Origin of the sequence: Chitinophaga sp. SYP-B3965 (assembly GCF_009647655.1) — a bacterium.
Classification (GTDB): Bacteria; Bacteroidota; Bacteroidia; order Chitinophagales; family Chitinophagaceae; genus Chitinophaga.
This window is the reverse complement of sequence record NZ_WJFD01000003.1, coordinates 601,428-615,085: the sequence shown is the minus strand read 5'-3', so window position 1 is coordinate 615,085 and position 13,658 is coordinate 601,428. Positions and strand designations below refer to the sequence as shown.

Here is a 13,658-nt window from a genome sequence, read left to right as displayed (position 1 = left end):
AGAAGGAAGGACACTCCTTTTTAAAGCATGACCACGATCCGCTTCCTTATCTTTTTACTGTTATGCCAGCCGCTTTATGCGCAGGTCCCTGATGCATTAAAGAAGCGGGGGGATGAATTGAAAAAGGAAGACAACCTCGAAGAATGGGTCTATTACATGCTGGACCATGTCTACGAAAAACCACCGGAACGTTTAGGGGAACTCATGCAGATAGATGATTGGGCATGGCGTAAACCGAAAGATGAAAACGAGCGGGCAGCCTGGCTGGACCTGCTTACCAGCCAGGGATACTATCTCATGTATGCCGGCAATATTCTTCCCTCTATAGAGTCCTACGAAGCAGCTTACCGTTTTTATAATGCAGCCCCGATTCCTAAAACAGATATAGTAGAATATATTTTAAAACCCCTCGGCAATAATTACACCCGCCTCGGAGATTATGAAAGGGCTGCGTTCATTCAAACAAAAGCCCTTGAATCTGTATTAAAACAAGGAGATCCAAGGCAAATAGCCGCCGTATATAATAACCTCGCCGTTACTTACCAGATGCAGGAGCTTTTCACAGATGCTATCCGGCAGGGGCTTACCGGTTTAAAATATGCACCTGCCAATAGCAGCATTGCAGGGTTGTTACATTCCACACTGGCAGACATTTATTTGAAAACAGGTAAGGTAGATAGTGCAGCTATTAGTGCTGCGCAGGCTGTAAAAGCGCTAAAGGATAAGAAAGAAGAAAACGCGGCTTACTGGTTGTCTTCTGCTTTACAGATGTCCGGCGATGTGGCGTTTAGTCAGCATCGTTATAAGGAAGCGCAGCAGTTTCTAAAGGAAGCGCTACAGGTGATGGAATCAAATTATGCCGGGGCGAGGAGCAGAGAGAAAGCCCGCCTGCTGGAAAAGTCCGGCCGTATTGCCTTACAGTTAAAACAGCCCACAGCAGATTTTGATAAAGCCATTCGTTTACTGGTTCCCGGTAGTAACGGCTGGCCGCAGGAGAAACAATTGTATGGGGAATTCATGCTGGCAGATGCGCTGGAAGGTAAAGCAGATGCATTGGTACAGGCAGGAAAGCTACAAGAAGCACTCACCGGTTATCAGCTTATCTTTTCCATAGAGCAGTTATTACGAAGAGAATTCTTTAGCCGTGCCACCCGCTTATTACACCAGAAGCAAAGTCACATGCTGGCGGAAAAGGCTATGAACACTGCCTTTCAGCTGTGGGAGCAAACCAAAGACCCGCAGTATTCCCTGGCCATGTTAGATGTCATGGAGAAAAGTAAAGCGCAGGTTTTACTGGAAGAACAGCAATTCAATATGCAGAACAGCCGCTTGCAGGTAAAGGATACTTTATTAGACCGGCAAAGAAAATTGCAACAGGCCATTGCTTATTATGATAGAGAAAATGCGCTGGGTAATAAAACATCCAACAACAGATCGGAGTTAGCATACGAGCTTTCACAGGTACAACTAGCCATCAAAAAGAAGTACCCTGATTTTTTCGAACCAGTTAAACCGGTTCCCTTTTCGCTGAAAAACTTACCACAGGGCCTGATCGTAAAGAACTTTTTTGCAGGAACAGATCACATCTATATTATAGACCTGCAAAAACAAGGCATCCTCTCCATAAAAAGATTACCAGACGCAGAAAAGAAACTGGATTTCATTCACCAGTTCGTTACGAAATATTTCCACAACGGCCCGCAAGCCATGCAAAATGATCCGCAGGATTATTATAAACAGGGATACCAGATCTGGCGCTGGTTGTGGAATGATACCATCGCGGGCAATAAGTATTTATTAATACCAGATGGCTGGTTGGGTTATCTGCCATTTGATGCATTACCCACAGACAGTGTATATAACAGAGATCTGGCCAAATGGCCTTTCCTGTTGAAGAAAGCAGCTACCGGCCTTGCCTATTCCATGCAAACCTGGTTGCAGCAACAGGAACGGAGCAGTGGAAAAATGAAAGGCATGACAGGTTTCTTTATTTCAAAAGCAAATGAAGGCGTAGAATTACCCGCAGTGCAACAGGAATTCGAAGCCGTAAGCCATGCCGTAAAAGGAAATTATTATCAAAATGAAAAGGCAACATTAGCCGCCTTCCGCGAACAATTGGGAAAGAACGGTATCCTGCATCTCAGTACCCATGCCTCTTTGGAAGGAAGTCAGCAATTGCCGGCCATCCAGTTGTCAGACGGGCCATTCTTCCTGTTTGAATTATATGCCCGCAAATTTCAACCCGGCCTTATTATGTTGAGCGCTTGCAGAACAGGGCAGGGCATGCTGGCAGAAGGAGAGGGGATCATTTCACTGGCACGCGAATTCACAGCTTCCGGCGCTACAGGAATCGTAGCCGGCTTATGGAATGTGCACGATGCCACCGTGGCCAGGCTTACCGGTAATTTCTACCAGCAACTGCCTGCTGCGGAAAGTCCCATGATGGCCTTGCATGATGCAAAAATGGAATGGCTGGAAGATAAGGATACCAAACAACAGCTCAAGCTACCCTATTACTGGGCAGCACTTACCTATATCGGGCATCATCATCCCGTTACACTGGAAAAGCCGGAAGAAAAAGGGAATTATTTTATCTGGATCGGAGCTGGTGGGGCCTTTATTTTACTGATCGTCCTCTTAAGAAAATTATTTTCCCACAGCAGCAGGTAAGATCCCTTCCACCAGTTTAAACAAGATATCTTTTAATACCTCTGCATCCTTTTCCCCGATAATATTCGTGTAGCCACGCTGGATATCCTGCACACAGGCAGAAGAATCAATCACCAATTGTTTCCCCTTGTCACTTAAATAGATCACGGTGGCCCGGTTGTCCGTTTCATGTTTACGGGTAAATATGAAACCATTCGCTTCCAGGTTCTTTACCACTTTACTCATGGCTTGCTTGGTGATCCTTGCTTTCTTGGCCAACTCATTGTTAATGGTCCCCTCTGGCGATATATTCGCCAATAATACCATATCTCCTATCTTAAAGTCTTTATAACCACGCTGTTGTAACTGTTCAATCAACTGAAAATCAAAGTCCTTCTTAACAATGCTTAATAGCTTAATCAGCAAACGTGGCCGCATGGCCACCACATCCAGAAATTGCTGGTCTAAAGACGGTGTCGTCATAGTTATATTATTATATACGTTGTAGGCTTTGTGTCTAAAATACTCCTTTTGTCATGCAAAGATAAAACTTTTTATAGATAGACAAATAAGTTGTCTATTATGTCAACTTAGTTTACCTTTGCTCCCATAAAATACACACACTACAATGGAAACAACAAGTAACCCCCGTAAAGGGAAGTTAGCAGTGCGACTTATTTTCATCGCCATCCTCATTTTAGCCGCAATTTTTGGGGTACGTCAATGGATGTATGCCAGTCACCATGAAACAACAGACAACGCCCAGGTAGAAGGACATGCCGCTCCTGTAATTGCCCGTGTTTCCGGTTACGTAAAGAACCTGTATGTACAGGATTACGGTAACGTAAAACAAAAGGACACCTTATTATCTATTGACGATGAGGAATACCGCATTTCTCTCCAACAGGCAGAAGCTGATTATCAACAAGCGGAAGCAGACTTATTATCTGCACGTGCTACTTTAGGAAATGCCAATGCCGGTATCTCTGTAGCTGCTGCCAATGCACAGGTAGCCCTGGTGAAAAAAGATAAAGCCGTAGCAGACCTCAAAAGAGATCAAAGTCTTTTTGACGATCAGGCCATCACCAACCGCCAGCTGGATGATACAAAATCCACCAGTCTTACTAACGACAAACAATACCTCGCTGCGCAGGATAATATTACCCTCGCAAGATCAAGCGTATCTGTTGCTGCAGCTAAAGTAACACAGGCAGAAGCCTTGATGGCCAGCAAAAAAGCGCAGATAGATCAGATGAAATTAAAACTGACCTACACCAATATCACCGCTAATATTGGTGGCCGCATTGGTAAAAAGAATATTGAACCCGGTCAGTTTGTACAGGCAGGTCAAAGCCTTTTCACGATCGTAGATGAAAACGGATTTTACATCATCGCCAATTTCAAAGAAACACAACTGCCGCATATCAACATAGGCCAGGAAGCAGAAATTGAAATAGACGGATTTAGTGATCTTCATCTGAAAGGCCATGTGGCAGCTATTTCTCGTGCTACCGGCGCTAAATTCTCTTTACTGCCGCCAGATAATGCTACCGGTAACTTCGTAAAAATTGTGCAAAGGGTTCCTGTTAAGATATCTATTGATAACGCAGACCAATACCTCGACAAGCTCCGTGCAGGCCTGAGCGTAGAAGTAGCTTTAAAATACTAGTTGTATGTCACTCAAACCGCAAGGCTTTGCCAAATGGATCATAGTGGCCACGGTTATTTCAGCCACTATGCTGGAGCTGATCGATACAACGATTGTGAACGTTGCGTTATCGCAGATCAGCGGTAACCTGGGAGCCACCATTGAAGATGCTTCCTGGGTGATCACTGCTTATGCTATCGCCAACGTGATCGTCATCCCCATGACGGGTTTTCTTGCTTCCTATTTTGGGAGAAAGAATTATTACCTCGCCTCCATTATTATATTCACATTCGCCTCTTACATGTGCGGTGTTTCCGGTTCACTCTGGGAACTGGTAGCATGGCGCTTTATACAAGGTATAGGTGGTGGTGCATTATTATCCACCTCCCAGTCTATCCTCTTTGATGCTTTCGAAATATCTGAAAGGCCCACCGCCTCTGCCATCTTTGGGATGGGCGTGATCATCGGGCCAACGATCGGACCAACACTCGGTGGTGTGATCGTAGATAATTTCCACTGGTCTGTGATCTTTGATATCAACGTGCCCGTAGGTATTATAGCTGCATTCCTGGTATATACATTTATTGATAAACAGGAGCACGAGTATAATATAAATCGAAAGGCTATCAAGATCGATTACCTGGGTATTGCTTTACTCATTGCCTGGGTAGGTAGTCTGCAATATATTTTGGAGAAAGGTCAGTCGGAAGACTGGTTTTCCGCCACACATATTATTGTACTCACCGTGGTAGCCGTCATTTCTTTCATAGGATTTATATGGTGGGAATTAACAACCGATGCGCCGGCCGTTAATCTGAAAGTATTAAAGAACCGAACGCTGGCCATTACCACCCTGCTCACATTTATCATGGGTTTGGGGATGTATTGTTCCATGTTCGTATATCCCGTATGGATGCAAAGAGTGATGAGTTATACACCTACACTGACAGGTGAAACATTACTCCCCGGCGCTATTGTGGCAGCCATTATGATGCCATTGGCCGGTAAGGCATTGCAAAAAGGACTTCCGTCCAAATACCTTATCACAACCGGTTTCATCATCTTTGCCATTTTCTGTTTCTGGATGTCTACTGCCAGTCCGGAAGCCGGTGTAGCTTTCTTTTTTGTACCGCTTTTATTACGCGGGCTTGGTGCGGCTATGCTGACTGTTCCGCTTACCTCACAGGCTGTATCAGGATTAACGCCCCTGGAAATGCCGCAGGGTATTGCCGTCAACAACATGTTACGTCAATTGGGTGGCGCTTTTGGTATTGCCTTTATGAATACTTACGTGGCAAAACAATACTCAGAACACCGTACGCAGTTACTGAATTATATAACGCCGGATAGTCCTGCTGCGGTAGCACGTTTGGAACAAACAACCAGCGCACTCGCTGCCAAAGGAATGGATGCCGCACAGGCACATCATGTTGGATTAAGTATGCTGGATGCTGTTGTAACCAAACAGGCTTACATCCTTTCTTATCTGGATACCTTCCGCATTGTAGGGATCTTCTTTATATGCGTATTGCCGGTAATGTTCTTTGTAAAGAAACGTAATCTGAGCGCAGCAGCTGTGAAAGAAGCAGCAGAACATGCGCACTAAAAAACACACAACAAATGAAAAAGATATTATTCACCATACTTTCTTTTACAATGCTCAGCGTTTCCGCACAAACAGTGCCGGATGATCTGAAAGTAATGGTACAACAAACATTTGACCATCAGTCGAAGATCAAAGCTATGGAAGTGCAGCAGAAGATTGCTGCCGGCCAGGTAGAACTCTCAAAGGCCAACCGCCTGCCCACCGTAAATGGTACCGCCAGTTACAGTCATATCTACCCCGTGCCGAAAGTACAATTGCCCGGAAGTGATTTTACTTTCCAACCCGTTCCTTCTGAGAATGTGAATGCAGGGATCGAAGCCCGCCAGCTGTTACTGGATTTCGGTAAAAGCGGCAGCCAGATCAAACAAAGTGAAGCAGAAGCAAGATTGCTGGGTACACAAACCACAGAAGCAAAAGAATTGCTGGCATACGAAGTAGCCAATGTTTATCTGAACATCGCCTACCTCTATAACAACATTTCCGTGCAGAATGCCAACATCAAACTGCTGGAAGAAACGGAAACTATGGTAGAGAATAAACTCAAACATGGTGATGCCATTGATCTGGACCTGATCAATACCCGCGTGAAACTGGAATCTTACCGGAATAAAAAAGTAGACTACGTAAACTCTTTGCAAAAACAAATGGCTACGCTGGCATATTTAACCGGTGCTCAGCCGAAGGACTCTATTCATGCAGGTTTCGAATGGCCCGTGCCAGCTATAATTGCTGACCAGGAATTCTTAAATAACCCTGCCATGCAAACAGCCATGGAAAAAGAAAAGGTTGCGGCAACCGGTGTTGAGATCGCCAAAGCCCAATACAAACCTTCTTTGTTCCTGGATGCAGGTACTGGTTTCAAAAACGGATACCTGCCTGATATTGGCGTAACCAAGTTTAACTATAACGCCGGCGTAAGTTTGAACGTACCTATTTTTCATGGTAAGAAACTTCGCACACAGGAACGCATGGCTACGCAACAGGTAGAAGTAGCTAAATGGAATACGCAGGATGTGAAAGATAATTTACAGAAAGAAGTTGTACAACAGCAGTCAGATATCGCCGCCAGCCGTGAGCGTTTACTCACTGCAGAGTCTTTATTGCAACAGGCTTCACGTGCATTGCAATTAGCTCAAAGTCGTTATAAAAATGGGGTGATAACATACCTCGATCTGCAAAATGCGCAGACGAGTATGTTGGAAGCGCAGTTGTCTAAAATACAATACCAATACCAGCTGTCTTTATCCAGCCTGGCATTGTTACAACTGAACGGCAATGAATTCTGGAAATAGGATTCATTGTTTTGTAGTGTGTGTTAAAAAAAAGAAGCCCGACACGTCTGTGCCGGGCTTACTTTTTTTATTTTTTGGAACAAAAAATATAATCCCTTAAAAGAAACGGGCTTCCCTTTCATAGAAAAACTCCTCCTAAAAGAAACGGCTTCCCTTTCATAAAAGAACACCTCCTTAAAAGAGAAAAGAAAACCGCCCTTTGCTGCGCGGCAAACTCCCAGCTTATTTCATCCCTCCAGCAATCCCCATCTCCAATCCCCTCAACTCCGCCAATCCCCTCAAACGCCCAATCCCACTATACCCCGGATTAGTTTTTTTATGCAGATCATCCAGCATCTGATGCCCATGATCCGGCCGCATAGGAATAGAAAGATTCCGCTTCTGCATCACCAAAAGAATATTCTTCACCACACCATACATATCCACATCACCCTCTAAGTGATTTGCTTCATAAAAATTCCCCTGTGCATCACGCTTAGTAGCACGCAGGTGAATGAAGTGAATATGATCACCCAAACGCTCCACCATACCAGGAAGATCATTATCCTCCCTAACACCATAAGACCCTGTACAGAAACAAAGCCCATTAGCCGGAGAAGCAGCCGTAGCCAACAACTCCCGTGCATCCTGTTCCGTACTCACCACCCTTGGCAATCCAAGAATAGGGAATGGAGGATCATCAGGATGTATCGCCAGTTTAATCCCCACTTCTTCCGCTACAGGAACGATCTGTTGAAGGAAATAAAAGAGATGCAGTTTCAGTTTGATCGCATCCACATCTTTATATTTATCCAATGCCGCCTGGAATTGTTCCAGGGTGAAACTTTCCTCAGAGCCAGGTAACCCCGCAATGATATTCCGTTGCAGCAAAGTTTTCTCTTCATCCGTCATACTATCGAACTGCTCTTTAGCACGGGAGATCTCCTCTTCAGGATAATCATTTTCCGCACCAGGCCTTTGCAGCATGAAAAGATCGAAAGCCATGAACTGCGCTTTATCAAACCGCAGGGCTTTGGAACCATCTTCCACTGTGTAGGCTAAGTCAGTCCGGGTCCAATCCAGCACCGGCATAAAATTATAGGTAACGGTGTAAACCCCACAGGCCGCAAGGTTACGGAGACTGATCTGATAGTTCTTGATATATTCCTTAAACCGCCCGGTTTGTGTTTTAATATCTTCATGAACCGGCACACTTTCCACAACAGACCAGGTAAGGCCTGCAGCTTCAATCTCGTGTTTTCTTTGCAGGATCTCTTCTTTCGTCCATGCTACGCCGTTAGGTACATGATGTAGTGCAGTAACGATCCCTGTGGCGCCTGCCTGCCTGATGTCTGACAAGCTAACGGGGTCTTTCGGACCGAACCACCGCCAGGTCTGTTCCATTCTCAACATACTCAAAGCTTTTTTTTGTTACTCAAAAATAGAATCAAATGCGGGATATGCAAATAATCCGCAAGAAATATCCCAATTTCTGCGTGATGGTGTTAACAGCTATTAACAAGATAGCCTTAAAGATCTACTGGTTTTTGTAGAAGGATGATCATGATATCCATGACGTTAGTATGGGTATGCCCTGTTTTGATCAAACTTCCGGCAGACGAAAAGAAATGCCAGGCATCATTATTATCTAAGAAAGAAACAGGATCTTCCGGGCCATGCTGCATAATATCCGCACTCACAATAGCACCCGCAGCATCAGTAGGTCCATCGATCCCATCCGTTCCGGCAGATAAAAAAGTGACATGCGGTGCCGCTGCCAATTGGATACCCGCAGCCAGCGCCAGTTCCTGGTTACGCCCTCCACGGCCGGAACCTTTTACCTGTACCGTCGTTTCGCCTCCTGCCAGTATGCAGGCCGGAAAGGGACCTTTATAATCAATGGACAGCCGGGCAAGGTGAATACCAGCTTCCCGGGCTTCGCCAGTTACCAGTTCCGGTAATATTTGTGTATGGAATCCCATCTCGGTTGCCTTTGCACTAGCTGCTTTCAAGGCAGTACGGTTACTGGCAGCTATTTTATAAATGGAGTTATCTAATACTACAGGCGTTTCCGGTAGCAATTCGTCCATACCTTGTTTGATATGATCCCGCAGGCTGGAGCTGATCTGGTATTTTTCCAGCACCGCCCAGGCTTCCGCAAAAGTAGAAGGATCAGGAATGGTAGGCCCGGAGCCAATTACAGCAGGATCATCTCCCGGTACGTCTGAAAGAATGATAGTGTACACCTTGGCCGGGTTTAGTCTTTGAGCCAGTTGCCCTCCTTTGATGGCACTCAGGTGTTTACGCACCGTATTCATTTCTTTAATGTCTGCACCGCTTTTAAGGAGACTATCAAATAGTGATTGTACTTCCTCCATGGAGGCACCATGCGGAACATCTGCCAACAGGGAAGAGGCTCCGCCGGAAAGCAGGAAGATAACGATATCGTCCGGATGTATGCCCCTGGCCACTTCCAGCATAGTGGTAGTGGCAATCAGGCTGTTAAGGTCTGGTACCGGATGCCCGGCAACAATAGAAGCAATCTTTTTTAAATGAAAGGGGGTAGGTTGATGCGTGACCACGAAACCTTGTGTGATACGGTCTCCCAGGATCTCTTCTGCTTCTTTGGCCATAGAGGCCGCTGCTTTTCCTGCGCCGAGTACATAAATGCGCCCGGACAAAGGCAACGTTTCCCCCAAAATATGATCAGCTCCTAAACACGCACGCATGAATTGCCGTGGCTGCACAGCTGCAACGGCGCTTTCAAAAATGGAAATGGCTTGTTGTATTTGCTGATCCATCAACGATTGGCTTTGCGGGCTTGTCGTTTATCCTGTTTGCGGTCCATCTTTGCTTCCAGCTGTTCTTTCTTCTTCAGTTCCCAGTCGTTCCATTTCTTATACTGTGCTGGTGTAAGCACCGTTTTGAAACGATTACTTCTTTCCGCATCCAGTGTTTGCCGCACTTTCATCAGGTCACGCGCTTTCAGGCTGGTATCTTTTTTAGCCGCTTCCCGGCGGCGGGAGATATCTTCATTAATATCGTGGATCTTTTTGTTTTGTTCTTTGGTGAGATCCAGTTCGCGATACAATTTATCGCTCATTTTGTCTGCCTTATCAGCAGCATCCCATTTGGCCTTCTGTTGTGCGCTGGCACTAAACACAGTGAGGAGGAGGAGCATGATGATCGGCCAATTCTTCTTTTTCATATCTAACTAGGTTAAGCTGGTTGCCGCAAGTATAATACCGTTCGTAAAATTTATACTAAAATAGTATTACAAGCGATCAATGATTTGTTAAATTTAACACTTGTAGCTGTAATGCCGGCATTTTCTGTCTAAACCTGTTTGCCGGTGGTTTTACATCAGCCATCATCTAACGTCTAAATTGAATCTACATGAAATCAAATCCGTACCCTGCCGATGTTATATCGGTAAAGAGGAAGACCCTCTTCCGGGCAACCCTATTCGGCGCCATCGGGTTATTGCTGGCTGGTTTTAATGCCAATGCCCAGGAAACCTGGCCCGTAAATGGTGTTTCTGAACCCAAAGATGCCTGTTATGCGTTTACCCATGCCACCATTGTAAAAGATGCACAGACCACGCTCAGCAATGCTATCCTCGTGATCCGCGATGGAAAGATCATAGGAGCCGGCCCCAATGTGGCCATCCCGAAAGATGCCGTAGTCATTGATTGTAAAGGCAAATACATCTATCCATCCTTCGTTGATATCTACAGCGATTATGGTATGCCGGGTGCTCAGCAACGTACTGGCGGAGGACGGGCTTTTGGCGCAGCGCCACAGCTTTTTACGGCTACCAAAGGAGCAGTAGGTTGGAACCAGGCCATCAAAAGCGAAGTGAATGCCATCCAGTTATTCGCCGCGGATGAAAGCAAAGCCAAAAACTTGCGGGAAGCAGGTTTTGGTGTAGTGCTCACCCATCAGGCTGATGGAATTGCCCGCGGTACAGGCGCACTGGTAAGCCTGGCAGCTGAAAAAGAAAGCCAGACCGTTATCCGTGAAAAAGCATCCGCACATTATTCTTTCGATAAAGGCTCCTCCACACAGGATTATCCCGGTTCTTTAATGGGAATGATTGCCCTGCTGCGCCAGCAATACCTGGATGCGCAATGGTATAAAACACAACCTGCAAAAGAAGGACTGAACCTCAGCCTGCAATCATGGAATGATAACCAGTCCCTTATACAGATCTTTGATGCCAGTGATAAATGGAATGCCTTACGCGCAGATAAGATCGGCGATGAATTTGGCGTACAATATGTGATCAAAGCTGGTGGCAATGAATACCAGCGTATTCCGGAAATAGTAGCCACCAAAGCTACTTATATTGTTCCCCTGAATTACCCGCAGGCCATGGATGTGGAAGATCCTAACGATGCACGTTTCGTAGCATTGGCAGATATGAAACACTGGGAACTGGCGCCAACAGAGCCAGGTGCTTTCGAAAAAGCGAATATCCCCTTCTGTTTAACCGCAGCAGATCTGAAAGACACAAAATCATTTATAGCCAATGTGCGCAAAGCCATTGAATATGGCCTGTCAGAACAAAAGGCCCTCGAAGCACTGACTAAAATACCCGCCACCATTGTAAAGGCTTACGATAAAATAGGCAGCCTGGATGCAGGCAAACTCGCCAATTTCATTATCACTTCCGGTCCCGTGTTCCAGGAAAACACCGTGTTGTATCAAAACTGGGTACAGGGGAATAAATATATAGTGAAAGAAGAAGGATGGAATGATATCAGGGGTACTTACACTTTGCAATTCGGCAGCGCTACTTACCCGATCGAAATAAAAGGTACACAAGCCGCGCCCGCTTTATCTTACTTAGGCAAAGATACCATCGCCGGCAAAATCGATATAGACGGCCAGTTGATAAAACTGAATGTCCCCCTTACAAAAGACAGCAAACAACAATTACGCCTCAGTGGTGTGATCGGTGCAGAAAATAAATGGAGCGGTTCCGGTGTAGACGAAAAAGGTCAGTACAATAACTGGACGGCCACTTTCGCCAAAGCCTTCGTTCCCAAAGCAGATACTGCTAAAAAGAAAGAAACACCACAATACGGCAAGATCTATTTCCCCTTCTCCGGTTATGGATATGAAACACTGCCCAAAGCAGAAGACATCCTGATCCGCAACGCCACCGTATGGACGAATGAAAAAGAAGGAAAACTGGAAGGCACAGACGTACTGATCCGCAACGGCAAAATTGCACAGGTAGGAAAAGGGCTCGCTGCCGGAAACGCCAAAGTAATTGATGGTACCGGCAAACACCTCACGCCCGGTATCTTAGATGAACACTCCCACATCGCTATTTCCCGTGGTGTGAATGAAGGTTCACAATCCGTAACAGCAGAAGTGCGCATTGCAGATGTGATCAATCCCGATGATGTAAATATCTATCGCCAGTTAAGTGGTGGTGTTACTTCTTCTCACTTGCTGCATGGCTCTGCTAACACGATCGGCGGACAAAGCCAATTGATCAAATTACGCTGGGGTGCGGATGCAGAAGAACTGAAATTCCAGAACTGGGGAGGTTTCATCAAATTTGCATTAGGAGAGAACGTGAAACAATCCAACTGGGGAGACAGGCAACGCGTACGTTTCCCGCAAACCCGGATGGGAGTAGAGCAAGTACTGGTAGATGCTTTCACCCGTGCAAAAGATTACGAGAAAGCAGGAGCAGGCAAACGCCGCGACCTGGAGCTGGATGCACTGGTAGAGATCCTCAACAGCAAACGTTTCATCACCTGTCACTCTTATGTACAGAGCGAAATAAACATGTTGTTAAAAGTAGCAGACCGTTTCAACTTTAAAATAAACACCTTCACCCACATCTTAGAAGGTTATAAAGTAGCCGACAAAATGAAAGAACACGGCGCCGGTGCTTCCACTTTTGCAGACTGGTGGGCATACAAAATGGAGGTAGTAGATGCGATCCCGCAGAACGCCACTATCATGCAACGTGTAGGACTCACCGTAGCTATCAACTCAGACGATGCCGAAATGGCCCGCCGCCTGAACCAGGAAGCAGCGAAGAGTGTAAAATACGGCAGCATGCAGGAAGAAGATGCCCTGAAAATGGTCACCTTAAATCCTGCACAGTTATTGCATGTAGCAGATCGCATCGGTAGTGTGAAAACAGGAAAGGATGCAGACCTCGTACTCTGGAGCGATCATCCCCTCAGCATTTACGCAAAAGCAGAAAAAACCATCGTAGACGGTATCGTGTATTTCGACAGGGACAAAGACCTCGAACTGCGTGCCCGCATAGCAGCAGAGCGTACGCGTCTGATCGGCAAGATGCTGGGTGAGAAAAAGAAAGGTGCCCCAATGGCAAGGCCAACGCCAAGTCGGGAAGAGATCTGGCATTGCGAAGATCTGCAGGCTGGTCACCAGCATCATATTATGCGTGATGTGAACCATACAGAAGAGGACGCTAAATAATGTAACCGTAAAT

General features: G+C 45.9%; 9 protein-coding genes. 5 read left to right on the top strand and 4 right to left on the bottom strand.

Annotation, left to right across the window (positions count from 1 at the left end; translation table 11 throughout):
• The first annotated feature begins 27 nt into the window (after nt 1-27).
• Nucleotides 28-2,670 (top strand): CHAT domain-containing protein, encoded by a 2,643-nt coding sequence (locus GFS24_RS20255; protein ID WP_153662587.1) that lies wholly within the window; start codon nt 28-30, stop codon nt 2,668-2,670.
• On the opposite strand, the gene GFS24_RS20250 is transcribed toward GFS24_RS20255, so the two are convergent.
• A complete protein-coding gene (locus GFS24_RS20250) occupies nt 2,647-3,132 on the bottom strand; it encodes a MarR family winged helix-turn-helix transcriptional regulator (RefSeq protein WP_153662585.1) in 486 nt (161 codons plus the stop codon). The genes GFS24_RS20255 and GFS24_RS20250 overlap by 24 nt on opposite strands.
• 145 nt (nt 3,133-3,277) lie before the next feature.
• Between GFS24_RS20250 and GFS24_RS20245 the strand changes: the two genes are divergently transcribed.
• From GFS24_RS20245 to GFS24_RS20235, 3 genes are read left to right on the top strand one after another with little or no spacing between them, the layout of a single operon-like run.
• Entirely contained in the window at nt 3,278-4,318 is a 1,041-nt protein-coding gene (locus GFS24_RS20245; protein ID WP_153662583.1) for an HlyD family secretion protein, read from the top strand.
• A 4-nt stretch (nt 4,319-4,322) separates the two neighbouring features.
• Complete coding sequence (locus GFS24_RS20240; protein WP_153662581.1) at nt 4,323-5,903, top strand: DHA2 family efflux MFS transporter permease subunit; 1,581 nt, start codon at nt 4,323-4,325, stop codon at nt 5,901-5,903.
• Between the two features lie 14 nt (nt 5,904-5,917).
• Nucleotides 5,918-7,195: a TolC family protein gene (locus GFS24_RS20235; RefSeq protein ID WP_153662579.1), complete on the top strand. Its 1,278-nt coding sequence runs from the start codon at nt 5,918-5,920 to the stop codon at nt 7,193-7,195.
• A gap of 222 nt (nt 7,196-7,417) precedes the next feature.
• On the opposite strand, the gene uxuA is transcribed toward GFS24_RS20235, so the two are convergent.
• The 3 genes from uxuA to GFS24_RS20220 all read right to left on the bottom strand — a co-directional run bounded on the left by uxuA (nt 7,418) and on the right by GFS24_RS20220 (nt 10,382).
• The gene (gene uxuA / locus GFS24_RS20230) at nt 7,418-8,587 is read right to left on the bottom strand and encodes a mannonate dehydratase (protein WP_153662577.1); all 1,170 of its coding nucleotides are present in this window, start codon (nt 8,585-8,587) and stop codon (nt 7,418-7,420) included.
• A 116-nt stretch (nt 8,588-8,703) separates the two neighbouring features.
• Nucleotides 8,704-9,975: a glycerate kinase gene (locus GFS24_RS20225; RefSeq protein WP_153662575.1), complete on the bottom strand. Its 1,272-nt coding sequence runs from the start codon at nt 9,973-9,975 to the stop codon at nt 8,704-8,706.
• Complete coding sequence (locus GFS24_RS20220; RefSeq protein ID WP_153662573.1) at nt 9,975-10,382, bottom strand: hypothetical protein; 408 nt, start codon at nt 10,380-10,382, stop codon at nt 9,975-9,977. The genes GFS24_RS20225 and GFS24_RS20220 overlap by 1 nt, the downstream gene beginning before the upstream one ends.
• A 188-nt stretch (nt 10,383-10,570) precedes the next feature.
• Here GFS24_RS20220 and GFS24_RS20215 point away from each other — a divergent pair, with 188 nt between their 5' ends.
• Complete coding sequence (locus tag GFS24_RS20215) at nt 10,571-13,645, top strand: amidohydrolase family protein (RefSeq protein WP_153662571.1); 3,075 nt, start codon at nt 10,571-10,573, stop codon at nt 13,643-13,645.
• The last annotated feature ends 13 nt before the right edge of the window (nt 13,646-13,658 follow it).